The organism is Nonomuraea sp. NPDC000554 (assembly GCF_040300065.1).
GTDB lineage: Bacteria > Actinomycetota > Actinomycetes > Streptosporangiales > Streptosporangiaceae > Nonomuraea.
In genome coordinates this window covers 45,567-68,183 of sequence record NZ_JBEPDC010000029.1, presented here as the reverse complement: position 1 = coordinate 68,183, position 22,617 = coordinate 45,567, and the positions used below count along the sequence as shown (strand labels likewise).

Genomic DNA, 22,617 nt, shown 5'->3' with positions numbered 1-22,617 from the left:
GTGCCTGCCAGGCGAAGGGCACGCGAGGAGGGGGCGCGCCGGATCCCGGTTTCGGCGCGTTCAAGGGAGCTCGCCGACGACTCCACGGAGACGAGGGAACTCGCTGACGACTCCGCGGAGACGAGGGAGCCGAGACGCCGCCCTCGCAGCCTGTCAGCCGCGACAGCTGGCGAGCTCGGGCTGCGTCACATCGCCGATCTGACCTGCAGGGAGATAGAGGGCGTGACGCGGGTGATGCCGGAGGACGAGGGATGGCTGGTCGACGTCGAGGTCGTCGAGGACCGCCGCGTCCCCTCGTCCGGCGACATCCTCGCGCTGTACGAGGCCGAGCTGGACATGGAGGGCAACCTGCTCGCCTACCGCAGGCTGCGGCGTTACCGGCGCGGCAGCGGCGACAGCCAAGAGGGGCCGCGATGACCGAGCAGTACCGGCCGGGGGCGGTGGAACGCCGACCCTACTCTTCCACGACGCCCGCGGGACGTGAGCCGGCCAACCTCGGCGACATCCTGGAGCGCGTCCTCGACAGGGGCGTGGTGATCGCCGGCGACATCCGCGTGAACCTCCTGGACATCGAGCTCCTCACGATCAAACTGCGGCTGATCATCGCGTCGGTCGACACCGCCAGGGAGATGGGCATCGACTGGTGGGAGCACGATCCCTGGCTCACCGGCAAGGACCAGACCCTCGTCGAGGAGAACCGCCGGCTGCGCGATCGGATCGCGGCACTGGAGGAGGGCCGCCCGAGACGCCGCGCCATCGAGACCGTCGAGGGCCAGCTCGAGGGCCAGGTCGAGGCCGTCGAGGATCGGCAGGTCAGGCGGGACGAGCGTGGCGGCTACAGAAGGGACGAGCGCGGTGGCTGACGCGGGCACGTACCTGTACGCGGTGGCGCGGGACGTGGACGTCCCCTGCCCGGAAGGCCTCAGGGGGGTGGCCGACCAGGCCGTGCGGACCATCGCCCGTTCGGGGCTCGTCGCGTACGTGAGCACCGTCCCCCTCGACCAGTTCGGTGAGGAGCCGCTGCGGCGGTCCATGGAGGATCTCGACTGGCTGGGCGAGACCGCGCACGCCCACCACCGCGTGGTGGAAGCGGTCGCGGCGGCGGCTCCGGTGGCCCCGGTGCGGCTCGTCACGGTCTACAGCGGCGAGGAGCAGGTCCGCCGACTGCTGGACGAGCGGCACGACGACTTCGTGGAGATGCTCTCGCGCGTCGCCGGCCGGCAGGAATGGGGAGTGAAGGCGTACGTCGAGAAGGCCCAGTCTGCCGCACAGTCTGTCGCTCAGCCCGCCGCCCCGCAGGAGCGCGAGGCGAGCCGCCAGGAGTCCTCCAGTCCGGGAACGGACTACCTCAGACGGCGCCAGGCGAGCCTGCGCACCCGCGAGGAGACGTGGCGGCAGGCGGGGGCACGGGCGGAGCGCATCCACGACGTCCTCAGGTCCGTCGCGGTCGCGAGCCGTCGCCACCGGGCGCAGGATCCGGAGCTTTCAGGACGGGACGAGTGGATGGTCCTCAACGGCGCCTACCTCGTCGACGAGGAGCGCGCGGAGGAGTTCGCGCGGGCCCTGGACGGGCTGCGCGGCCAGGGGATCGAGCTGGAGCTCACCGGCCCCTGGGCGCCCTACTCGTTCACCGTTCTGGAGGAGGGAGGCGCGCGGTGACCCACGACGAGCCGCGCGGCGCCGTCCTGGCCGCCGAGGGGCGGTTGCCGGCCGAGCGGGTGGCGCTGGTCGACCTGCTCGATCGGCTCCTGGCCGGCGGTGTGGTGGTGAGCGGGGACCTGGTCCTGTCGATCGCGGACATCGACCTGGTCCGCATCTCGGTCCGCGCACTGATCATGTCGGTCCGCGAGTCCGGCACGACAGCTGAAGGAGGCGGGTACGACCAGATCGGGCGATGAGCCGAGCGTGCGGAAGGCGCAGCAGGTGCGGGAGGCGCGCTCCGGCCGCCTGCGCATCGAGGCCGACCGGGAGGCGGTGGAACGCGACCTGTCGCGCCTCGTCCTCACCCTGGTCGAGCTGGTGCGTCAGCTGGTGGAGCGCCAGTGCGTGCGGCGGATGGAGCAAGGGGACCTGTCGGACGAGCAGGTCGAGGTGCTGGGCGTGACGCTGATGCGGCTCGAGGAGGCCATGACCGAACTGTGCGAGCGGTTCGACCTGTCGCCGGCCGACCTCAATCTCGACCTGGGACCGCTCGGGACGCTCCTTCCCGAAGACCGGTAGCACGCGACAGCGGAGGCGTCGCGAAGGCCGGTGCACGCGAGAGGGGAGCTGCGCGGAGGCCGGGGCATGCGAGAGGGGAGCTTCGCGAAGAGCGGGTAGCACGTGACAGCGGAAGCCTGCCTCCCGGGTGGGCTTCCGCTGCCGTCTGTCACTCAGCGACTTGTCCTATCTCTTGAATGCGTCCTTCACCTTCTCCCCGGCCTGCTTGAGATTGGCCTTGACCTTTTCAGCCTTCCCCTTGGCCCGGAGCGACGCGTTGCCAGTGGCTTCGCCGAGGCGTTCCTTGATCGTGCCCTTGGCCTCGTGGGCCTTGCCCTTGGCTTTGTCGTCCATACCCATGACTGAGCCTCCCCTGCGGCCCGAAGCCCGCATAAACACTCTAGTTTGATATATGCCATTTGGCACGGGCCTTTGTCGTGAAATATGGCTGTTTGGGTGGATGTGGGTGGGGTGTGGTTGGCGGCGATCCAGGTGTCGATCCGTTCCCACTGGGCGAACAGCCAGCGAATACGGGCCGCACGCTCCCGTGGCACCTCGGGCGCCGGCACCCGCCACCACCGTGCGGTGATCCGGGCCGCGACCGGCAGACTGTGCCACATGTCCCCGAGGGTGACCAGGTCGTCGAGCCCTGTGTGCGCCACGAACACCACGTCGGCCGCGGGACAGGCGTCGATCGCGGCGATGGCGCCACCGGGGCGGGGCGGCAGCACGTGCTCCAGGCGGCGGGCCCTCGCCGCCTCTTCCGCCAGCCCCTTCTCCTCCAGCCGTCTGATCTCCAGGCGGCGGCGACGCGGCGAGAAGTTGCCGCCCTCGGGGAAGAGGACGAGCGCGTCGCCGCTGTCCATGGTCGACGCCAGCCGCCGGATCTCCGCGATCACCCGGCGCCGGCCGCCCTTCTCCGGCACGAGGGCGTTCGGCAGCCGGTTGACCATCACGTCCACCGAGGGGTCGAACTGGAGCTTGGTCTTCATCACGATCCGCGGCCGCCTGCCGTACCGGGCGAGCAGATGGTGGACGAGCAGGAACGAGTCGCCCGGCCCCGCGTGCCGTGACAGGACGATCACCGGCCTGGCCCGCAGGGCCGCCCGGTCGGCAGGCGTGAGCGGCGGTTCGTGGATGTCGACGGCCAGGTGGAAGACGCGCTCGGCCGCGCCGTACACCTTGCCCAGGAACCAGGTGATCAGGGCGTAGTGCCGGTCCTGGTACTGGTCGCGGTTGAGCCGCCCGCCGAAGCCGTTGGCCACCCAGAGGCCGAGGCAGGCGATCAGTAGGGCACACTCCAGCGTCAGCCAGGCCGCGCCGAACCACACGAACCGCGTTCCCCTGCGTCGCGGGGGCGGGGTGCCGAGCGAGGCCGCCGTGCCCAGGGCCAGCCACACGGGCAGCGTGAGAAGCAGCACCGGCGTCAGCACGATGAGCAGCGGGGCCAGGACGACGCGCCGCACGATCCGGGGCGGGAGCACGGAGACCTCCCTGCCTGGCATGGGACCAAAAGAGGCCCAGAACGGCCCAGAATGGGACGGTGGACCCGATCTCATCGGACCACGACAGCGACCGTCTGTATCCCTATATAGCGCCAAAAATTTGTATATAGCTGGATGGTTCGTGACGTCACCGCCTCCACCTCCCCACCCGTACCGGCACGTCGGGACAGGCGTGCAGCAGGGGAGCGTGGTCGGGGGCCGGCAGGCCCGCCGCCTGGAGCAGGTCCTGCTCCAGCGCGACCAGCCGGGCGTGGCGCAGCGGCAGAGGCGGATGCTCGACCTCGGCCGCGGCCAGTCCGCCCGCGACCACGGTGAACAGCCGGTAGCGGGCGGTGAGGAAGTCCGGCAGCCCGTCCCGCTCGGACTCCTCCAGGCGCGGGCCCACCTCCACCTCGGCGTCGCACCGCGCGCCCGGTCCCGGCCAGCGGCGCCGGCAGCGGTAGCGGCACCGGGCGCCGTCACCCCGCAGGGACATCCGCGACCAGTGGAAGGGCAGCCGGTAGCAGGCCCGGCCGGCGAGGACGGCGGGAAGGCGGGCGGCGTCCAGCGACAGCAGCCAGATGCCGTCGCGCCCCCGCTCGTCGCGGACGTACGTGCGCAGGTTGATCTCGGGGAACCGCGACAGCCACGGCAGGGCCGGCGTGCCCGGCAGTCTGACGCCCTCCATGAGGAAGGGGACCAGGCTGACCCACGCCGTCCCGTCGAAGGTCTCGACCGTGAGCGAGTCAGGCACGAGCGGACGGACGGCGGCGGCGGGATACCGCCAGTGCAGGAACGCCTGCGCGGACCAGCGCAGGCACATCACCGGCCAGGCGACTCGCGGAGGCGACGGAGCCCGCATGGTCCGCCCCGTACCCAGGGGACCCGGATTCATAGCGGTCAGCGCAGGCAGGTCGCCGCTCGGCTTAGTTTGGAAGGAGGGCACTTCCGCGCGGTCGGCCCGCCACCCCTCGGCCTGTGGGAGCTCCGTAGGTCGGTCGGCCCGCTGCTGTCGGCCTGTGGGAGCACGGGGCTCTTCCGCGCCCGCTGCCGCTCGCGACGACGACGGTCTCCCCCAGAGCGTTGCCGCAGTTCAGCGCGGGTTCACCTATTGACTGGACAATCCACAACGACGCATACTAACCCTCATGAAGCCACAGGATTCCACAGAAGCGGGCAGTCGTGCTGCCTGCTGAGCGGCATTCGCGGATCGAGGAGGCGCTGCGGGCCTCCCGCATCGTCAGCACCGACGACCTCGCCAGGGAGTTCGGGGTCTCGGCGGAGACGATCCGGCGCGACTTCGTGCTACTGGAGCGGCAGGGGGCGCTCGCCCGCGTGCACGGCGGGGCGACCAGCGCGCTGGGCCGGGCGGCAGGGGAGGAGGCGCCGTTCGCCGAGCGCGCCGAGTCGGCCGCCGAGGCGAAGAAGCGCATCGGGCGCACCGCCGCCGCGCTGGTCCGGCCCGGCCAGACGATCGTGATCGACGTGGGCACCACCGCCGTCGGCATGGCCCGCGCCCTCCCGCACGACTTCTCCGGAACCGTGGCCACCTGCTCCCTCCTGGTCGCGGCGGAGCTCGCCGAGCGGCCCGGGATCGACGTCCTGGTCTGCGGCGGCAGGCTGCGCGGAGGGGATCTCGCGCTGTCCAACTCGATCGCCCAGTCGTTCTTCGCCGACCTGCACCCCGACGTCGCCTTCCTCGGCTCGGGCGGCGTCGACGCCGCGGCCGGGCTGACCGACTACCACCTCGACGAGGTCGCCGTGCGCAGGGTGATCCTGCGGAACGCGCCGCTCGCCTACGTGCTCGCCGACTCCAGCAAGTTCGGCAGGGTCGTGCGGCACCGGGTCGCCGGGGTGGACGAGTTCGCCGGTTTCATCACGGAGGCGGAGCCGCCGCCGGATGTCCACGACGCCATCACCCGTAAGGGCGGGGTGATCATCTCGTCGTGATCTCCAGAGGAGCCGGGCGACGCGGGCACGTCACCCGGCTCGGGACCACCCCCCAGCCGGTTCACCATCTGACTAGCGACAACGGAGTTGGGCAATCCATGACCCAGTATTCACCATCCGCCCCCGGAGGGCAGTCGTCCGGAGGCGTCGAGGAGTTCGGTTACAAGCAGGCGATGAAGCGCGGCACCGGCCGCTTCGCCTCGTTCGCGGTGGCCTTCGCCTTCGTGTCGATCGCCACCGGCATCTTCACCACCTACGGGTCCGTGCTGAACAGCTCGGGGCCCGCCGGCATCTGGACCTGGCCGATCGTGATCATCGGCCAGCTCGCGGTGGCGTTCATCTTCGGCGCCCTGGCCGCCCGCATCCCCGTGAGCGGATACTCCTACCAGTGGGTGTCCCGCCTGGCGAACCCGGTGCTCGGCTGGATCATGGGCTGGATCTCGTTCACGTTCCTGGCGATCGTGGTCGTGGCCGTCGACTACACCATCGCCTCCACCGTGCTTCCTGTGCTGCTCCAGTACGAGGGGTCGGCGCTGAACGCGTGGGTGATCACCGGCGTGGTCATCCTGTTCCAGGCCCTCCTGGTGGCGCTGTCGACCAAGTGGACCGAGCGGGTGAACAACTTCGCCGTGTCGGCCGAGCTCGTCGGGATGGTCGCCCTCGTGCTGCTCCTGCTGGTCGTGGGGTTCGTCGCCAAGGAGGTGAACGTCGCGAACCTGTTCAGCACCGGCAACGTTCCCGCCGAGGGCTACTTCAGCCTGGGAACCCTCACCTCGGCGGGTCCATGGATGCTGGGCTTCCTGCTGGGGGCGTTCACCATCGTCGGCTTCGAGTCGGCGGCCAACCTCGCGGAGGAGACGAAGGACCCGGCCAGGGTCGTCCCCCGCGCCATGTGGCAGGCGGTGCTCGCCTCGGGCGTCCTCGGCTTCCTGTTCCTCATCGCCGTCACGCTGCTGGCCGGTGACCCGGTCGAGCTGGCCAAGTCGGGAACCCCGATCGCGGACGTGATCGCCCGGGTGCTCGGCCCGGTCGTCGGCACCGGCCTGCTGGTCCTGGTGGTCGTCGCCATCTTCGCCTGCGGCATGGTGATCCTGATGACCGGCGTGCGGCTGGTCTGGGCGATGTCCCGCGACGAGCGATTCCCCGGCTGGCAGGCCCTGCGCAAGATCTCGCCGACGTTCGGCACGCCGCTGAACGCCACCGTGTTCATGTTCGTCGTCGGCGAGCTGATCCTGGCGATCTTCTCCCACCGGACCGGTGCCCTGTTCGGGCTGTTCGCCGCCGCCACCCTGCTGCCCGCGATCATCTACACCGGGACCGTCGTCATGTACGTCGTCAAGCGTAGGTCGCTGCCCCCGAGCAAGGGGTTCGACCTGGGCCGCTGGGAGATCCCGGTGATCGTCGTCGCGCTGGTCTGGCTCGTCTTCGAGCTGCTGCTGTTCCGCGACGCCTCCTTCGCCGACCCGTGGCGGTACGTGCTCGTCATGCTCGCGCTGGGCGCCGTCTACCTGGTCTACCTGCTGGTCAGGCGGGGTGGGGCGAAGCGGCTGGCGATGCCCGACATGCACTCCATCGACGCGGAGCTCGCGGAGCTCGACGCGGACGCCGTGAACCGGGATCGGGTGCACCGGCCGTGACGACGATCCTGGCGATAGACCAAGGGACCTCCGCCACCAAGGCGGTCGTCGTCGACGGCGCGGGCCGGATGCTCGGTCTCGCCGAGCTCCCCGTCCGGCCCACCTACCTGCCCGGCGGCGGGGTCGAGCAGAACCCGAGGGAGCTGCTCGACTCCGTGCTCAACGCGGGCCGCAAGGCCGTCGCGCAGGCCGGGGTGCGCATCGACGGCGTCACCATGGCCAACCAGGGCGAGACCGTGCTGGCCTGGGATCCCGGCACCGGCGAGCCGCTCTCCAACGCCATCGTGTGGCAGGACCGCCGCTCGCAGGGCGTCTGCGACGAGCTGGCCGGCGACGGACGGCGGATCGCCGACACGACCGGGCTGGTCCTGGATCCGTACTTCTCGGCGCCCAAGATGGCCTGGCTGCGCCGCAACGTCACCGGGGAGGGGGTGGTCACCACCTCCGACTCGTGGATCGTCCACCACCTGACCGGGCAGTTCGTCACCGACGCCGCGACGGCCAGCCGGTCGCTGGTCACCCGGCTCGACGACGTCGAGTGGGACCGGGACCTGCTCGAGTTGTTCCAGCTCGGCGAGGAGCGCCTGCCGCGCATCGTCGCGTGCGACGAGCTGGTCGGCCGCACGTCCGCGTTCGGCGGGGACGTCCCCGTGGGCGGGCTCGTGGTCGACCAGCAGGCCGCGCTGCTCGCCGAGAACTGCCTGACGGCGGGCGACGCCAAGTGCACCTTCGGCACGGGCGCGTTCCTGCTGGCCAACACCGGCGGCTCGGCGGCACGTTCCACGGCGGGGCTGGCGGCGTCGGTCGCCTGGCGTGTCAGGGGCGAGACCACCTACTGCTTCGACGGCCAGGTGTACACCGCCGCCTCCGCGGTGCGCTGGATGCAGGACCTCGGCTTCATCCGCACCCCGGCCGACCTCGACACCGTCGCCGCGGACGACTCCGAGGGCGTCCTGTGCGTCCCGGCGCTGGCGGGTCTGGCCGCGCCCTGGTGGCGTCCGGACGCCAAGGCGGCGTTCACCGGGATGACCCTCTCGACCGGCCCGCACCACCTGGTGCTGGCCGTGCTGCAGGGGATCGCGGCGCAGGTCGCCACGCTCGGCGAGCTCGTGACGGGCGACCTCGGGCAGCCGCTGACCAGGCTCAGGGCCGACGGCGGGCTCACCAGGAGCCGGGTGCTCATGCAGGCGGTCGCCGACCTGGCGCAGGTCCCGATCGACGTCTACCCCTCACAGCACGCCACCCCGCTGGGCGCGGTGGCGCTGGCCCGCGCCGCGCTCGACCCCTCGCTGTCCCTCCGGGACGCGGTCGACGGCTGGGAGCCCAGCACCAGCTACGAGCCCCGATGGTCCGCCGAGCAGGCGCGGGAGTTCCGCGCCCGATGGGACGGGGCCGTGGCCGCGACCCTGACGAGAGAAGGAGAAAGGTGAACAGCACGCCGTCCACCACCACGTACGACGTCGCGGTGATCGGCGCCGGCATCGTCGGCTCGGCCATCGCCAGGAAGCTGGCGGGCCACGAGGTGAGCGTCGCGCTGCTGGAGGCGCGCGACGACGTCGGAGACGGTACGAGCAAGGCGAACACCGCGATCCTGCACACCGGATTCGACGCGACACCGGGCACCCTCGAATCCCGCCTGGTACGTGCGGGCTACCGCCTGCTGTCGCAGTACGCGGAGCGCACCGGCATCCCGGTCGAGCGCACCGGCGCCCTGCTGGTGGCCTGGAACCAGGAGGAGCTGGACGCGCTGCCGGGCCTGCGGGAGAAGGCGGAGCGGAACGGCTACACCGAGGCCCGGATCGTCGGCCCCGACGAGGTCTACCGGCAGGTTCCCCACCTCGGGGAAGGGGCCCTGGGCGGGCTCACGGTCCCCGACGAGTCCATCATCTGCACCTGGACGACCAATCTCGCCCTGGCCACCGAGGCGGTCCAGCGCGGCGCGACGCTGCTGCTGAACCGGCGAGTCCACGCGGTGGAGGACGACGGCGAGCACACCGTGCTGCGCACCTCGGGCGGCGACGTGCGCGCCCGCTGGGTGGTGAACGCCGCCGGCCTGGGCGCGGACGTCGTCGACCGGCTGTTCGGTTACGACCGTTTCACCGTCACCCCGCGACGCGGCGAGCTCCTCGTCTACGACAAGCTCGCCCGGCCGCTCGTCGACCGGATCGTGCTGCCGGTGCCCACCTCCCGCGGCAAGGGCGTGCTGATCAGCCCGACCATCTACGGCAACGTCATGCTGGGCCCGACCGCCGAGGACCGCACCGACCGCACCGACACCGGCACCTCGGAGCAGGGGCTCGAGTTCCTGCTGGGCAAGGGGGAGAAGCTGATGCCCAAGCTGCTGCGGGAGGAGGTCACGGCGACGTACGCCGGCCTGCGGGCCGCGATCGACCGTCCCGACTACCTCATCGAGGCCGACGCGCGGCGGTGCTACGTCCTGGTCGGCGGGATCCGCTCGACCGGGCTCACCTCCGGCATGGCCGTCGCCGAGCACGTCGCCGGGCTCGTGGAGAAGGCCGGGCTGGCACTGCGGCCACGCGAGGACCTGCCGGAGCCGCCCCGCATGCCCAACCTCGGAGAGGCGTTCCTCCGCCCGTACCAGGACGCCGCCAGGATCGCCGCCGACCCCGCGTACGGCACGGTGGTCTGCTTCTGCGAGCGGGTCACCGCCGGCGAGATCCGCGACGCCCTCCGCTCGCCGATCCCACCGGCCGGCGTGGAGGGGCTGCGCCGCCGCACCCGCGCGATGAACGGACGCTGCCAGGGGTTCTTCTGCGGCGCCGAGGTCAACCGATCGATGAACACCAGGCAGGACGACAGCCGATGACGACCGACCTCACCACCCTCACCCCGGCCGTCGTCATCGTGGGCGCGGGCCCGGCCGGTCTGACGGCCGCCCGCGCGCTCGCGCCGAGACTCGGCGGCGACGTCCTCGTCCTGGAGCGGGAGAGCACGGCGGGAGGCATTCCCCGGCACAGCGACCATCCCGGCTACGGCATCAGGGACCTGGGCCGCTTCATGACCGGCCCCGCCTACGCCCGCAGGCTCGTGCGGCAGGCGGAGGCCGCAGGGGCGACCATCCGGACGAACGCCACCGTGACGAACTGGGCCGGCGACCGCGCGATCGAGGCCACCACCCCGCAGGGCCGCATCCGTGTCGAGGCCGGGGCCGTCATCCTGGCCACCGGCGCCCGCGAGCGGCCCCGCCCCGCCCGGCTCATTCCCGGCGACCGCCCGCGCGGCGTCTACACCACCGGGCACCTGCAGAACCTCGTCCACCTCCAGCACGGCAGGCCCGGCAGGAGGGCCGTCGTCGTCGGCGCGGAACTGGTGAGCTGGTCCGCCGTCCTGACCCTGAGCGAGGCGGGCTGCAAGACCGTCCTGATGACCACGGAGTACCCGAGGCCGGACTCCTCCTCCTTCTTCAGCGTCCCCGGCCGGATCCTGTTCCGTACCAGGGTCGCCACCCGCACCCGCGTCACGAAGATCATCGGCCGCCGGCAGCTGGAAGCGGTGGAGATCGCGGACCTCGACTCCGGTGAGCGGCGGATCGTCGAGTGCGACACGCTCGTCCTCACCGGCGACTGGATCCCCGACAACGAGCTGGTGCGGGCCGCGGGGATCGCCCTCGACCCGGGAACGCTGGGCCCGCTGGTCGACAGCGCGTTGCGCACCGACCGTCCCGGTGTCTTCGCGGTGGGCAACCTGCTCCACCCGGTCGACACCGCCGACATCGCCGCCATCGACGGCTCGCACGTGGCCGCGTCCGTCCTCAGCTGGCTGGACGGCGAGGGTGTGCCCGCCGAGCACGTGCGCCTCGTCGCCGACCCGCCCTTCCGCTGGGTGGCGCCGGAGCTCTTCCGCCCCGGCGACCCGGCCCCCGCCCGCCGCCGCCTGCTCCTGTGGAGCGACCGGTACGTTCCGACCCCGCGGATCGTGCTCCGGCAGGACGGCAGGGTCATCGCGCACAAGCGCGTCTGGTGGCCGATGGCTCCGGGCCGGGTGTTCCGCGTTCCCGCGCACATCCTCACCGCCGTCGACCGGCGAGGCGGGCCCGTGCACGTGGGCGTGGAGTAGCGCGTCGGCTACTTCTCGAGCGAGTCGAGGTGCGCCGACAGCACCCGTGTCGCCCAGCCGGTCTCCGCTGACGGCGGTTCGTAGAGGAGATGGGCGGCCAGCCCGTCCAGGAGGGCGTGCAGGCGACGGGCCTCGAGCTCGACGTCGAGCCCCGGCGCGAGGACGGCGCCCTGGTCGAGCTGGCCGATCATCCAGCGGCAGGCGTCGCGCAGGGCGTCGTGGGCCTGGGCTCGTGGCCGCTTCAGGCACTCCGCCGCGTTCGCGGCGGTGAACAGGGCCGTGAAGATCTCCATCTCGGTGCGACGGTCGGCGTCGAGCGGCAGCATCTCGCGGGCCACGGCCTCGACGGTGGCCCGGATGGCCGGCCGCGGTGGGAGCGCCGCGACCCGGGCGCGCACCCGGTCGAGCACCAGCTCCAGGGCGAAGACCAGCAGCTCGGACTGGGTCTTGAACACGTGACGCAGCGAGCCGGTGGACAGGCCCGCCTCGGCCGCGACGGCGCGCACCGACACGTGGCCGACGCCGTCGCGCAGGATGACGCGCCAGGCCGCCTCCGCGAGTTCTGCACGACGCCGGCCGTGGTCGATGAGCTTGGGCATGGTTCATGTTAACGCAAGCGTGCTAGCATGGAGCTCCTTGGCAACACAGTCGTACTATCAAAAGGGCGCTCTCGCGCCCCCGGGCACCCCTTCGCGGGGCCACTCAGTGAACGTGATCGCGTACCCGTGACGGTCACGCGTCCTCGGTGCGCCGGGTGACGCGGCGCATCACCCGCAGCAGGTACGCGTCGCGGTCGAGCGGGTCGGGGCCCGACCGGGGCCGGGCCGGGATCGAGCCGCGTACCGGCTGGTAGTGGTCGAAGACGCAGTCCAGCACACCCTCTCCCCGCGTCAACCCCGGCAGCCGGATCTCCAGCTCGTGCACCGAGGCGGCGGGAATGTCCCCCTCCAGCAGGCACGACGTCCCCCGCGGAACCGGCGCCCGGGGAACGGCGCGCAGCCTCGTCAGCAGGGGCAGCACCGCCCCGAACGTGTCGGCGGGGATGTCGAGATGGAAGCGGTGCATGGGCTCGCACACCGTGGTGCCCGCCCGCCGCAGCGCGCTCATCACCACCAGCGGCGTGAGGTTGCGGAAGTCCGCGCCGGTGCTCGACATGCTCTTGTCGAAGGTGGCGTGCGCGTGGCTCTGCCGGGGCGCGTAGCCGGAATGCGTCATGGTGACCGTGCAGTCGATGACCTGCCAGCCGTGGAGCCCCTGGCGCAGCGTCTCGTGCACGGTCTCTTCGACCACCTTGACGAACGAGAACGGCATCGAGCCGAGCTCCACCTCCAGCCGGAACGCGACGCCCGCGCCGATCGGAGCGGGCTCGACGCGGAGCCCGACCGTCGCGAGAAACGGGTTGGCGTCCTTGCCCATGATCTCGGCCGCCGCGCCGGTGCCTGCCGGCCGTTCGACGCAGATGGTCGTCGTCTCGCGAAAGGTCACGTCGATGCCGTACTCGTCGGCCAGCGTCGCCTGGATGACCTCCTTCTGGACCTCGCCGTAGAGCGAGACGGAGATCTCCTGCCGGACGTCGTCCTGCCGCAGGTTGATCAGCGGGTCCTGCTCGGCGAGCTGGGTGAGCGCGGCGTGCAGCGCGCCCCTGTCGGCGGGACGGCAGGGGACGACGACCGTTTCGAGCGTCGGCGGAGCGAAATGCCGCTGCGAGGCCGCCGTCCCCGGCAGGCCGATCGGGTCGCCGATCCGGACGTCGCCGAGCCCCCAGAGCTTGCCGATCCGCCCCGCGCCGACCGACGCGCTCCGGACCGCTGAGCCGCGGTCGAAGACGCTGATCGCGGTGACCTTCTCCGCGCCGTCCTGGCGGAACCGCAGCCGGTCGCGTGTCCGAACCGTCCCGGAGAACATCCGGACGTACGCCACCTTCTCCCCGGCCGGGCCGCGTTCGACCTTGAAGACGGTGCCCGAGACGGGGCCGTCGGCATCGCCCTCGTCCGCGGGCAGCAGCTCCCGGACGCCGGCGATCAGGGCGTCCACGCCCGCGCTGGTGATGGCCGATCCGAAGAACACCGGATGCACCAGCGCCCGCCTGGTCTGCGCCGCCAGCGCGGCGCGGAGCCGGTCGTACGGGAGCGCGGTCTCGTCCTCGACGTACGCGGCCAGCAGCGCGTCGTCCCGCTCGGCCAGCAGCTCGGCCAGCCTGGCCGTGAAGGCGGTGTCGTCCGCCGGGTAAGGGGTGAAAGCGGCGTCGCGCGTGCCGAGGTCGCGCGCCGACCCCATCGAGACGATCGACGGTGTCAGCTTCTCCGCGATGCCGCGCAGCGTGCGCTCGTCCTGCGCGCCACTGCGGTCGATCTTGTTCACGAAGACGAGGGTGGGGATGCGCAGCCGTTGCAGCGTCCGCATCAGCACCCGGGTCTGCGCCTGCACGCCCTCGACGGCGGAGACGACCAGCACGGCGCCGTCGAGCACGCTCAGCACCCGTTCCACCTCGGCGATGAAGTCCGGGTGGCCGGGCGTGTCGATCAGGTTGACGGTGACGTCGCCGATGACGAACGACACGACGGCGGACTTGATCGTGATGCCGCGCCGGCGTTCCAGCGCCAGGGAGTCGGTCTGGGTGCTGCCGTCATCGACGCTGCCGATCTCGTCGATGACACCGGCGGTGAAGAGCAGCCGCTCGGTCAGGCTGGTCTTACCCGCGTCTACATGGGCCAGGATCCCCAAATTCAGCGTGCGCACTGAGCGTCATGTCCTCTGGATAGGCGGAAGGTGTGTGCTGGGTGGACATGAACGCTTCGCGCATTTCCGCCTCCTTGATCGATCGGCTGTCGTCGGGTAGTGCAGCAGACGGCCACCTCGGAGGCAACCGATTTGCTGCGCGGCGATTCTTCGCCTAAGTGATGTGTGTCACATATCTGCCCGCTGGTTCGCCGACGCCTTGCACGCCGTCAATCACGCCCGCAACGCCTCCGGCCTGCGGGTCCTGATCGCGGCCGAAGACGCGCCGGTAGGCGCCCGGCGTGGTGCCGACGGCGGTACGGAAGCGCCGCCGGAGGTTGACCGCCGAGGAGAGGCCGACGCGCGCGGCGATCGCCTCCACCGGCAGGCTGGTCTGCTCCAGGAGCGAGCGCGCGGCGTTGACGCGCTGGCCGAGCAGCCACTGCCCGGGGCTGGTGCCGAGCTGCTGGGCGAACCGGCGGGCGAGGGTACGGTTCGACAGCCCGGCCCGCTCGGCCAGCCGGGCGACCGTGAGATCCGCGTCCAACCGCGACACGGCCCACTGCAGCAGCGGGGCCAGCGACTCGTCCGCGTCGGCGGGTGTGGGCGGGGCGGCGTACTGGAGCTGGCTGCCCTCCCGGTGCGGCGGCAGCACCATGCTGCGGGCGACCTGGGCGGCGTACGCGGCTCCGTGATCATGCCGGACGAGGTGCAGGCACAGGTCGATGCCGGCGCCGGTGCCCGCGCTGGTGGCCACGTCGCCGTGGTCCACGTACAGGACGTCCGCGTCGACCTGCACCTGGGGGAAGGCGGCGGCGAGCTGGGCCGTCCGGCGCCAGTGGGTGGTCGCGCGGCGCCCGTCGAGCAGTCCGGCCTGGGCCAGCACGAAGGCGCCCGTGCAGATCGCCACCACCCGCGCCCCACGCCGATGCGCGGCCCGCAGCTCCTCCAGAACCGTTCCCGGTACGGGGTCGCCGGGCGGCTGCCACCCGGGGACGACCACCGTGTCCGCCCGCCGCAGGGCGGTCAGGTCGGCCTCGACCAGCATCGCGTAGCCGGTCGTGGTCCGCAGCGGGCCGGGCTGCTCGGCGCACACCTCGAAGTCGTAGTCGACGGGCAGTTCCGGCCGGACGGTGCCGAAGACCTCGGCGGCGCAGGCGAGTTCGAAGGGGGACTGCGGCTCGTTGAGCAGTGCCACCACCCTATGGCGAGTCATGGCAGAAATGTACCTGGGGATGTCATTCGGGACTCTCGTCCAGGCGGGCGTCCACGAGCCACATTGGGTGCATGAGTGACATCGCGAACACGTTGAAGACCGTCGTCCAGGTCGAGGAGGTCGCGCCGGTCGAGGTGGTCCCGGGGATCGTCCGCCGCAGGCTTCCCGCGACCGAGCACGCCCGCGGCTGGCTGATCGACTTCGCCGCCGGAACCGAATGGCCCGAGGTGGACGTGCACGCCACCGAGGAGCGGTACTACGTGCTGAGCGGGGAGGTGATCGAAGGCGAGGAACGCCACGGGCCCGGCACGTACGTGGTCTTCGCCCCGGGAAGCCGTCACCGGCCCCGCACCGAGACGGGCGCGCGCATGCTCGGGATCACGGTGCTGGCCGGCTGAGAGGTCTACGGCCTGGGGGCGCCGTACCAGCGCCAGGCGGTGAGACGAGGACGTCCGGGCAGCTCGCCGCGTCCGGTGGCCCACAGCAGGGTGGGCCAGGGGTCGGTGTCCAGCGGGGCGTCCGGGAACAGCCGGGCGAGCACTCGCGAGCACGGCCCGGACGGCGGCGCCCAGGCGAGGCCGAGTCCTTCCGCCAGGTCGTGCGTGTGGACCAGGGTCTCCACGATCCCCATCGCGGCGAACCCCTCCGGGTCCGACGTGCCGTGGACGTGGTGGGCTCGGACGTGCGACGGCGTCGTCCGCACCATGGCGACCAGCAGCGCGCCGCTCGCCTCCAGCACCTGCAACAGCCCTGACGGCCCCGCCGCGCGGTCCGCGTGGACGGCGTTCGCGGGGCCGCCCGGCCGGCGGCTCTCCCACACGAAGGGCACGTTGCCGTCCAGAGGCGGCGTCTGGGGGCCCATCTGGACGGCGTACGCGAAGAGGTCGTCGCTGAGGTGCTCGACGGTCTCCCAGCAGTCCCACTCCAGCGAACCGGCCTTGCGGTCCCACGCCGTGGGGGGCGCCTCGCGCAGGACGGCCACGGCGAGCCGCACGGCGAGCTCGAGATCGTCGGCGGTGACGGGGGAGGGGCCGGCTCCGGCAGATCGGGACATGCCAGGACGGTACCGCGACCACGGCACCCCAGCCGACGCCGGGCCCGCGCGGCCGTCTACCGGATGGCGGCGCGTTCCGTTCGGACGGCGTGCCCAGCCATGGTCTGAGCGCGTTCCGTTCGGACGGCGTGCCCAGCCATGGTCTGAGCGCGTTCCGTTCGGACGGCGTGCCCAGCCATGGTCTGAGCGCATTCCGTTCGGACGGCGCCGCCCGCTGATCACCACTCGTATGATCGCAAAGCCCGGTACCGACCTGCGCGCCGTCGTCCCGTCCTGAGGATGCTCATGAAAGCCATAGATCACCCACTGGTCCAGGAACTGCTGTCCCTGCGCCTCCCGCCGGACCACTTCGTCATCGCCGGCAGCGGACCACTGCTCGCCCACGGCATCAAGGACGACATCGGGGATCTCGACGTGGTCGCCCGTGACGAGGCGTGGTCCACGGCCCTGTCGCTCGGCACGCCGACCTCATCGCCGTTCGGCGCGCACGTGCAGCGGGTCGTCCTGCTAGATGGGAAGATCGAGATCTTCAACGGCTGGTTTCCTGAAAGCGGGACCGTCGACGAGCTGATGGATCGCTCCGACGCGATCGACGGCCTCAGGTACGAGTCTCTCGACGACATCCGCCGGTGGAAGCGGCGGCTCGACCGCCCGAAGGATCGCGCCGACATCGCCCTGATCGAGCGGCACGTGTCCCGGCTTCGATGACGCCGCAACCTAGGCGGCTTCGTTCTCCGCGCCTGCGGGGGCTTGTTGGGTGCCGCTGGTTCGGCCCTGGACCTGCGACCGGCTGCCGACCCTCGAGTAGCCGTAGTAGAGGACTGTCGCCACGACGAGGCCGATGATCCAGGAGATGTCGGCGCCGCCGAGGCGCTCCGCCATCGGGCCGGTGTACAGCGGTGTGTCGATGAACGGGATCTGCAGGGCGATGGCGATCAGGTAGGTGACGATGGCGGGCCGATTGACCAGGCCGTAGGCGCCGCGAATCTTGAACAGTTCGCCGATGTCGTAGTTACCGCGGCGGATGAGGTAGTAGTCGGTGAGGTTGATCGCGGTCCAGGGCACCAGCAGGTACAGCAGGAACAGTGTGACGTTCTGGACGGTGGTGAGGATGTGCCCCTTGGCCAGCAGGGCCCCGGCGGTGACCAGCACCGAGGTGACGAGGATGAAGACGGTCCGGACGCGGGCGTTCGCGGAGCCGTGGCCTTTGGCGGAGATCGCGCTCATCGCGGTGAGGTACATGCCGTAGTAGCCGTACACGCCGGCGGGGATGATGCCGATGAGGATGGCGAGCAGGATGACCGAACTCAGGCCGGGGACCTGGTGGCTCAGCATGCCGATGGCGTCGTCGCCTACCTGTTGGGCGCTGATGGTGGCGGCCAGGGCGCCGAGGATCATCACCCATGACGCGCCCAGGGCGGAACCGGCGTAGGTCCACAGGAACGTGGTGCGGGACGGCGTGTTCTCGGGCATGTAGCGGGAGTAGTCCGACACGTACGGCGCCCAGGTGAGTTGCCAGGACACGAAGATCGAGATCGCGAGAAGGATGGCGCTGAATGTCGGCGCGGGGCCGCTGGGCAGGTGCGCGGGCAGATGGGATCCGAGCGCGAACGTGAGGATCACGAACACGACCGCGGACAGGACGCTGACGACCCGGGTGGACAGGTGGATGAACTTGTACCCGACGATCGCGATGACCGCGGGGATCCCGACTTGGATGATCACCGAGGCGGTCAGGGGGATGTGCGCCCAGTGGGCCAGGGCCTGGCCGGTGATCACATTGCCTTCGATGGCGAAGCCCAGGTACATGGCGAGCACCATCGCGGCGGGTAGCAGGGCGCCGAAGAACCCGAACTGGGCTCGGCTCTGGATCATCTGCGGGACGCCGAGGCGGGGGCCCTGGATGGAGTGGTAGGCCATGAACAGGCCGCCGACGAGGTTGCCGATCAGGATGGTGGCGATCGCCCAGGTCAGGTTCAGCCCGACGGTCACCGCGAGCACGCCGGTCACGAAGGCGGTGATCTGGACGTTGCTGGAGAACCAGATCGTGAACAGGTGCCATGGCTTGCCGTGGCGTTCCTCGGCAGGGATGTAGTCGATGGAGTGTTGCTCGATCGCGTCGGTCAACGTTGGTGCGCGGTCCATGGTCAGGTCTCCTGGGGGACGATGGCGGGGTGCGCGGCGGCGCGGGCGATGGCGGACAGGGCGCGGATTTCATACGAGTTGTCAGGAACCGGTGCGTCCTCGGCGGAGAACTTCGCGACCAGCACATCGGCTACCGGGTCGAGCCAAAGGTACTGGCCGAAGATGCCGACGCCGTAGAAGCTGCCGTGATCGTCAGCCGGGACCCACCACTGGTTCTTGTAGGTGCCGTGGCGGGCGGCGTCGGGTTCCTCGCTGGTGTCGAACTGGCCGCCGCGCCGGGTGTGTTCGATCCAGGAAGCTGGGATGACGGCCTGGCCGTCGCGGTATCCGCGGTCGAGCACAAGGCGCCCGAACCGGGCCAGGTCCCGAAGCCGCATCCCCATCCCCGCGCACGCATAGGGAGCGCCGAACTCGTCGACGGTGATGAAGGCGTCGGCTTCGGCGCCGATCCGCGACCAGATGTGGCGTGTCATCAACTCTCGGTAATCCAGGCCCGCGGCGCGTTCGAGGACCCAGGCGAGCACGTCGGTGGTGCCGGAGCAGTACTGGAAGCCGGCTCCGTGCACGCCGGCACCGCGCAGCCCTGCCAGGAACCGGCGGGTTCCCGCGACGTCATCCGGCCGGCGGGGCCGCCACCCTGCGGCGCGATCGCCCGCGTGAACCTCCGCGTCCGGGTTCAGGTAGGCCATGTCATAGTGCGGCGCCGCGGTCATGTCCAGCAACTGCTGCACGGTGGCGCCGCCGAACGAGCCCCCGGCCAGCTCGGGGACGTACCGGGACGTGGGCGAGGCCAGGTCGATGAGGGCCGCCTCGACGAGGCACCCAGCGAGCATCCCGCAAAAGGACTTGGAGATGGACATGACGATGTGCCGCGTCGCAGGCGTGAAGTCATCGAGGTAGCGCTCGAACACGATCTGCTCGCCGCGCATCACCAACAGCGCGTCCGTGTGGGTACGCGCCAGGAACTCGTCCCCGCTGATCTCCGCGCCTCCGACCGGCGGCAGGGCGAGGGCGCTCCAGTCCAGCGGCTCGTCGGCAAGGCCGAACTCACGTGCCGGGCCGTCACCGCGCGACAGGGGGGCGCAGCGCACGAGTTGCTCCACGCGGCGCAGGCCCTGGCGGTGGTAGGGCGGTGTCGCCCAGTTCTGCGCGTTCGCCTCTGGCGAGTGGCGGCGGTCGTCACGTTTCATGCCGACGATGGTGACTCCGGTCTATTCCTGTGTCCAAGACCTAATGTTCGGCAGTATTCATGCCTAGTCGGTATAATGCGCCGTCATGGAGCTGCGTCACCTGCGTTACTTCCTGGCCGTGTCCGAGTGCGGGACAGTGACGGCGGCGGCCGCTCGACTTCATGTGGCGCAGCCGGCGATCTCTCGGCAGCTCCACCGGCTGGAACGCGATCTCGGCGTGGCGTTGTTCACGCGAAACGGGCCGCGCCTTGCGTTGACCCATGCTGGGCGTCAGATGCGCGACGTTGCCGCCGACATCGTGACCCGGGCCGACCGGGCGACCATGGTCGCGCAACAGATGGCGTGCGGGCTGTTGACCCGTGTGGCGGTCGCCGCGGCGCCGACCACGATCGAGTACGTCCTGGCGCCGTTCGTGGCCACACTTTCCTCGAGCGACCCGTTCGTCTCCGTTGACTCGGTCGCCCCCGATGCCGTTCACGAAGCGGTGCTGGCCGGTCACGATTTCGGCGTGGCCGCGACAGCGCCCCCGACCGGTCAGCTGGTCTGGACTCGTCTGACCAGTGTGCCGCTGCGCGCCTACGTCGCACCTGATCACCCATGGGCTCAGCGGCGGACAGTGCCGCTGGAGGAACTGGTGCATGCGCCGCTTCTCATCCCGCCGGCCACTGACCCGACCCGCCTCGTGCTGGACGAAGCGGTCGCCCGGGAACAGCTGCACTACGAGAGGTACGAGCAAATCGCCTGGCCGCCGCTGAGCCAAGCCCTCGCCGCGGCCGGACGCGGCGTCTCCATCGTCACCAACCTCGAGCGGTTCGGAGCCCGTCCGATCTTCGTCACCGACCATCGTGCCCAGAAGGTTCTGCTGACCATTCATGCCTGCTGGGACCCGGACCACTACGCCGCGACCGCGCTGTCGGAACTCGCCGCGCGACTGGCCGCTTTCGCCGACACCGAGGTGCGCGAGGCGGCTCACGCGGTCGGTTAGCACACCGGCTGGACACTCCTCGGCTTCCTCCACACCGCAGATGACAGGGCCGCTTCGTGCGGCGGCCTGGAGTCGTCACCCGTGCTCAGCGCGGTGGCGGTTACACGCAACCTCAACGGATCCTCAACGCGGCCCGGCCTACCTTCCTCTCATCGGTCACACCGACAGGAGAGGAAGACGACAATGACCACCTTCATCCGCAAGTCGCTCGCCGCACTGACCGTCGCGGGCGCCGCTTCGGCGGGTCTGCTGGCCACCGCTCCCACCCAGGCGAACGCCGACACGCAGACGATCGCCCATGCCCTCGGAAACGCCCCGTCCTGCGTCCAGGTCTGGGAGACGAAGGGCAACGTGACCAAGACGGGCTGGGCTCGGAACAACTGCGGCCATGCGCTCAACCTCAAGATCGTCTGGGCGAACGGCGGCGACGGCTCCTGCAGGCGCGTGGAGAACGGCGGGAGCATCGGGCACACGGTCGCCAGGTGGCCGCGCCGGTTCGACGGCGCAGGCCTGTGCTGAAGTGGACCTAGCGCCGGTACGGACCTGAGCAACAGCAGAACGGCCAGTGGCGACAGCGGGCTGAAAGAGGAACCGCCGCGGGCACACGCGCCGCAGCCACAACGGCAGGCCGAAGTACGGGTCGTCCGGGCCGGTCATACGGGGGACGGCAAGAGCGCGTCCCCCTGGCCGGCCGCCATCCGCGGGGCGCCCCGCGGATGGCGAGGTCGGCGTCGGCGCTCGTCACAGTGCACCATGGCCTCGTGATGTTCGGATAACCGCTCGTGGTCCCGCACGCATCGCCTGCGCTGACAGATCCACGACAGCGTCCTCTCTACCACCCACCTGATAGTGATCAATATGGCTCGCAAGGCTGTCCGCTTGGTCCTCGGCGCGGGGTGCCACCGCTTGTGACGGCGATCGATATCCGTACCGATATGAAGGAGTGATTCATCTCAATATTGGACATCACCGGACAGTTGCTGATCTTCTCGTCCGCATGACACGACATCTCCGACTCCACCTTGGGGTCGCGACCTTGACCGCCTCCGCTCTGCTGGGCGGCCTCGCCTCACCGGCGGGCGCCGCCGGCGTTGCGGCCCGGACGGAAAGCAGTGCCCCTTTCGGCTCGGACTTGAACAAGACGCTGAAGGAACTCGAGAAGTCCTACAACGGGCGTATCGGCGCGGTGGGCATCGACCTGGGAACCGGCAAAACGGTCGGTTACCGGGCCGACGAGCGCTTCCCGTTCAACTCCATGTTCAAGGTGTTCGCGTGCTCGGCAGTGCTACACAAAGCGCGCACCAGCGACTCCGGGCTGATGGACAGGGTGGTGCGCTGGGAGCCTGCCGAGATGGCCGAGCTGACCGCGAACTCCCCGGAGACCACCGAATACACCGACACCGGGATGACACCCGCACAGCTGTGCCGCGCCGGGATCACCAAATCCGACGGCTTCGCGGGCAACACGCTGCTGAAGCAGATCGGCGGGCCGCGCGGGCTGACCGAGTTCTTCCGCGCCATCGGTGATCGGACGAGTCGCTTGGACCGCACGGAGCCCACGCTGACCGAGTGGAAGCCCGGTGACGAACGCGACACCACCACCCCCGCGGCGGCTGCGCAGACCTTCAGCAAGCTCACCACCGGCACGACCCTCGACGCCCGCGACCGAGCGCGGCTGGTCGGATGGCTGAAGGGCAGCCTCACCGGTGCCAACCGGATCAAGGCGGGACTCCCCAAGGACTGGACGGTCGGCGACAAGACCGGCACCGGCGGCGGGAGCAACTATGGCACCGCCAACGACGTGGCGATCGTCTGGACGCCCGGATCGAAGGCACCGATCATCCTGTCGGTGCTCACCAACCGCAACGTCAACAACACGCCGCACGATGACAAGGTGATCGCCTCCACCGCGACCGCGCTGGCCAAGGCCCTCGGCAGGTTGTGACCGGCCATCGGGTGGTG

The 22,617-nt window shown here is 70.7% G+C and carries 23 protein-coding genes and 1 pseudogene; 15 read left to right on the top strand and 9 right to left on the bottom strand.

Annotated elements, in window-relative coordinates; all coding sequences use genetic code 11:
• From gvpO to ABT294_RS39750, 5 genes are read left to right on the top strand one after another with little or no spacing between them, the layout of a single operon-like run.
• Positions 1-417 carry a gas vesicle protein GvpO gene (gene gvpO, locus ABT294_RS39770; RefSeq protein WP_350811616.1) on the top strand — a complete coding sequence of 139 codons (417 nt, stop codon included), beginning with the start codon at positions 1-3 and terminating at the stop codon, positions 415-417.
• Entirely contained in the window at positions 414-863 is a 450-nt protein-coding gene (locus ABT294_RS39765; RefSeq protein WP_350811615.1) for a gas vesicle protein, read from the top strand. The genes gvpO and ABT294_RS39765 overlap by 4 nt, the downstream gene beginning before the upstream one ends.
• On the top strand, positions 856-1,659 hold the full coding sequence (locus tag ABT294_RS39760) for a GvpL/GvpF family gas vesicle protein (protein WP_350811614.1): 804 nt from the start codon (positions 856-858) through the stop codon (positions 1,657-1,659). The genes ABT294_RS39765 and ABT294_RS39760 overlap by 8 nt, the downstream gene beginning before the upstream one ends.
• Positions 1,656-1,898: a gas vesicle protein gene (locus ABT294_RS39755; protein WP_350811613.1), complete on the top strand. Its 243-nt coding sequence runs from the start codon at positions 1,656-1,658 to the stop codon at positions 1,896-1,898. Before ABT294_RS39760 ends, ABT294_RS39755 begins: the two co-directional genes overlap by 4 nt.
• A 7-nt stretch (positions 1,899-1,905) precedes the next feature.
• Positions 1,906-2,220, top strand: coding sequence for a gas vesicle protein K (locus tag ABT294_RS39750; RefSeq protein WP_350811612.1), 315 nt, complete (start codon positions 1,906-1,908; stop codon positions 2,218-2,220).
• Between the two features lie 165 nt (positions 2,221-2,385).
• On the opposite strand, the gene ABT294_RS39745 is transcribed toward ABT294_RS39750, so the two are convergent.
• The 3 genes and pseudogenes from ABT294_RS39745 to ABT294_RS39735 all read right to left on the bottom strand — a co-directional run bounded on the left by ABT294_RS39745 (position 2,386) and on the right by ABT294_RS39735 (position 4,545).
• Positions 2,386-2,553, bottom strand: coding sequence for a CsbD family protein (locus ABT294_RS39745; RefSeq protein WP_350811611.1), 168 nt, complete (start codon positions 2,551-2,553; stop codon positions 2,386-2,388).
• Positions 2,554-2,903: 350 nt separating this feature from the next.
• Positions 2,904-3,704, bottom strand: a pseudogene (locus ABT294_RS39740) (1-acyl-sn-glycerol-3-phosphate acyltransferase); the annotation flags it as partial.
• Between the two features lie 127 nt (positions 3,705-3,831).
• A complete protein-coding gene (locus tag ABT294_RS39735) occupies positions 3,832-4,545 on the bottom strand; it encodes a YqjF family protein (RefSeq protein WP_350811610.1) in 714 nt (237 codons plus the stop codon).
• 320 nt (positions 4,546-4,865) lie between these two features.
• Between ABT294_RS39735 and ABT294_RS39730 the strand changes: the two genes are divergently transcribed.
• From ABT294_RS39730 to ABT294_RS39710, 5 genes are all read left to right on the top strand, one after another.
• Entirely contained in the window at positions 4,866-5,633 is a 768-nt protein-coding gene (locus ABT294_RS39730; protein WP_350811609.1) for a DeoR/GlpR family DNA-binding transcription regulator, read from the top strand.
• 98 nt (positions 5,634-5,731) lie between these two features.
• A complete protein-coding gene (locus ABT294_RS39725) occupies positions 5,732-7,270 on the top strand; it encodes an amino acid permease (RefSeq protein WP_350811608.1) in 1,539 nt (512 codons plus the stop codon).
• Positions 7,267-8,700: an FGGY family carbohydrate kinase gene (locus ABT294_RS39720; RefSeq protein WP_350811607.1), complete on the top strand. Its 1,434-nt coding sequence runs from the start codon at positions 7,267-7,269 to the stop codon at positions 8,698-8,700. Before ABT294_RS39725 ends, ABT294_RS39720 begins: the two co-directional genes overlap by 4 nt.
• The gene (locus ABT294_RS39715; protein ID WP_350811606.1) at positions 8,697-10,097 is read left to right on the top strand and encodes an NAD(P)/FAD-dependent oxidoreductase; all 1,401 of its coding nucleotides are present in this window, start codon (positions 8,697-8,699) and stop codon (positions 10,095-10,097) included. The genes ABT294_RS39720 and ABT294_RS39715 overlap by 4 nt, the downstream gene beginning before the upstream one ends.
• On the top strand, positions 10,094-11,347 hold the full coding sequence (locus ABT294_RS39710; RefSeq protein ID WP_350811605.1) for an NAD(P)/FAD-dependent oxidoreductase: 1,254 nt from the start codon (positions 10,094-10,096) through the stop codon (positions 11,345-11,347). The genes ABT294_RS39715 and ABT294_RS39710 overlap by 4 nt, the downstream gene beginning before the upstream one ends.
• Positions 11,348-11,355: 8 nt before the next feature.
• Here the strand turns inward: ABT294_RS39710 and ABT294_RS39705 are convergent, their stop codons facing one another.
• The 3 genes from ABT294_RS39705 to ABT294_RS39695 form a co-directional block, all read right to left on the bottom strand.
• Positions 11,356-11,946, bottom strand: a complete 591-nt coding sequence (locus ABT294_RS39705) for a TetR/AcrR family transcriptional regulator (protein WP_350811604.1) — start codon at positions 11,944-11,946, stop codon at positions 11,356-11,358.
• A 133-nt stretch (positions 11,947-12,079) separates the two neighbouring features.
• Positions 12,080-14,086, bottom strand: coding sequence for a GTP-binding protein (locus ABT294_RS39700; protein ID WP_350811603.1), 2,007 nt, complete (start codon positions 14,084-14,086; stop codon positions 12,080-12,082).
• Positions 14,087-14,240: 154 nt separating this feature from the next.
• The gene (locus tag ABT294_RS39695; RefSeq protein ID WP_350811602.1) at positions 14,241-15,281 is read right to left on the bottom strand and encodes a helix-turn-helix domain-containing protein; all 1,041 of its coding nucleotides are present in this window, start codon (positions 15,279-15,281) and stop codon (positions 14,241-14,243) included.
• Positions 15,282-15,352: 71 nt separating this feature from the next.
• Here ABT294_RS39695 and ABT294_RS39690 point away from each other — a divergent pair, with 71 nt between their 5' ends.
• Entirely contained in the window at positions 15,353-15,679 is a 327-nt protein-coding gene (locus tag ABT294_RS39690; protein ID WP_350811601.1) for a cupin domain-containing protein, read from the top strand.
• A 5-nt stretch (positions 15,680-15,684) separates the two neighbouring features.
• Here ABT294_RS39690 and ABT294_RS39685 read toward each other — a convergent pair whose 3' ends face one another.
• Complete coding sequence (locus tag ABT294_RS39685) at positions 15,685-16,335, bottom strand: hypothetical protein (protein WP_350811600.1); 651 nt, start codon at positions 16,333-16,335, stop codon at positions 15,685-15,687.
• A 285-nt stretch (positions 16,336-16,620) separates the two neighbouring features.
• Between ABT294_RS39685 and ABT294_RS39680 the strand changes: the two genes are divergently transcribed.
• Positions 16,621-17,043: a hypothetical protein gene (locus ABT294_RS39680; RefSeq protein WP_350811599.1), complete on the top strand. Its 423-nt coding sequence runs from the start codon at positions 16,621-16,623 to the stop codon at positions 17,041-17,043.
• Between the two features lie 9 nt (positions 17,044-17,052).
• Here the strand turns inward: ABT294_RS39680 and ABT294_RS39675 are convergent, their stop codons facing one another.
• Both ABT294_RS39675 and ABT294_RS39670 read right to left on the bottom strand, forming a co-directional pair.
• Positions 17,053-18,480: a purine-cytosine permease family protein gene (locus ABT294_RS39675; RefSeq protein ID WP_350811598.1), complete on the bottom strand. Its 1,428-nt coding sequence runs from the start codon at positions 18,478-18,480 to the stop codon at positions 17,053-17,055.
• A 2-nt stretch (positions 18,481-18,482) separates the two neighbouring features.
• Complete coding sequence (locus tag ABT294_RS39670; protein ID WP_350811597.1) at positions 18,483-19,670, bottom strand: serine hydrolase domain-containing protein; 1,188 nt, start codon at positions 19,668-19,670, stop codon at positions 18,483-18,485.
• Positions 19,671-19,755: 85 nt separating this feature from the next.
• Between ABT294_RS39670 and ABT294_RS39665 the strand changes: the two genes are divergently transcribed.
• The 3 genes from ABT294_RS39665 (at position 19,756) to bla (ending at position 22,600) form a co-directional block, all read left to right on the top strand.
• Positions 19,756-20,655 carry a LysR family transcriptional regulator gene (locus tag ABT294_RS39665; RefSeq protein WP_350811596.1) on the top strand — a complete coding sequence of 300 codons (900 nt, stop codon included), beginning with the start codon at positions 19,756-19,758 and terminating at the stop codon, positions 20,653-20,655.
• Between the two features lie 183 nt (positions 20,656-20,838).
• Positions 20,839-21,174 carry an alpha-amylase inhibitor gene (locus tag ABT294_RS39660; RefSeq protein WP_350811595.1) on the top strand — a complete coding sequence of 112 codons (336 nt, stop codon included), beginning with the start codon at positions 20,839-20,841 and terminating at the stop codon, positions 21,172-21,174.
• 424 nt (positions 21,175-21,598) lie between these two features.
• Positions 21,599-22,600, top strand: a complete 1,002-nt coding sequence (bla, locus tag ABT294_RS39655; protein ID WP_350811594.1) for a class A beta-lactamase — start codon at positions 21,599-21,601, stop codon at positions 22,598-22,600.
• Positions 22,601-22,617 lie beyond the last annotated feature (17 nt).

What these genes read in the sequence shown, in the direction of transcription:
- ABT294_RS39690 (WP_350811601.1), top strand. Translation starts at nt 15,353, where the DNA reads ATGAGTGACATCGCGAACACGTTGAAGACCGTCGTCCAGGTCGAGGAG.
- ABT294_RS39670 (WP_350811597.1), bottom strand. Translation starts at nt 19,670, where the DNA reads ATGAAACGTGACGACCGCCGCCACTCGCCAGAGGCGAACGCGCAGAAC.
- ABT294_RS39660 (WP_350811595.1), top strand. Translation starts at nt 20,839, where the DNA reads ATGACCACCTTCATCCGCAAGTCGCTCGCCGCACTGACCGTCGCGGGC.
- ABT294_RS39735 (WP_350811610.1), bottom strand. Translation starts at nt 4,545, where the DNA reads ATGCGGGCTCCGTCGCCTCCGCGAGTCGCCTGGCCGGTGATGTGCCTG.
- ABT294_RS39675 (WP_350811598.1), bottom strand. Translation starts at nt 18,480, where the DNA reads ATGGACCGCGCACCAACGTTGACCGACGCGATCGAGCAACACTCCATC.
- ABT294_RS39765 (WP_350811615.1), top strand. Translation starts at nt 414, where the DNA reads ATGACCGAGCAGTACCGGCCGGGGGCGGTGGAACGCCGACCCTACTCT.
- ABT294_RS39685 (WP_350811600.1), bottom strand. Translation starts at nt 16,335, where the DNA reads ATGTCCCGATCTGCCGGAGCCGGCCCCTCCCCCGTCACCGCCGACGAT.
- ABT294_RS39695 (WP_350811602.1), bottom strand. Translation starts at nt 15,281, where the DNA reads ATGACTCGCCATAGGGTGGTGGCACTGCTCAACGAGCCGCAGTCCCCC.
- ABT294_RS39680 (WP_350811599.1), top strand. Translation starts at nt 16,621, where the DNA reads ATGAAAGCCATAGATCACCCACTGGTCCAGGAACTGCTGTCCCTGCGC.
- ABT294_RS39705 (WP_350811604.1), bottom strand. Translation starts at nt 11,946, where the DNA reads ATGCCCAAGCTCATCGACCACGGCCGGCGTCGTGCAGAACTCGCGGAG.
- ABT294_RS39745 (WP_350811611.1), bottom strand. Translation starts at nt 2,553, where the DNA reads ATGGACGACAAAGCCAAGGGCAAGGCCCACGAGGCCAAGGGCACGATC.
- ABT294_RS39665 (WP_350811596.1), top strand. Translation starts at nt 19,756, where the DNA reads ATGGAGCTGCGTCACCTGCGTTACTTCCTGGCCGTGTCCGAGTGCGGG.
- ABT294_RS39725 (WP_350811608.1), top strand. Translation starts at nt 5,732, where the DNA reads ATGACCCAGTATTCACCATCCGCCCCCGGAGGGCAGTCGTCCGGAGGC.
- ABT294_RS39710 (WP_350811605.1), top strand. Translation starts at nt 10,094, where the DNA reads ATGACGACCGACCTCACCACCCTCACCCCGGCCGTCGTCATCGTGGGC.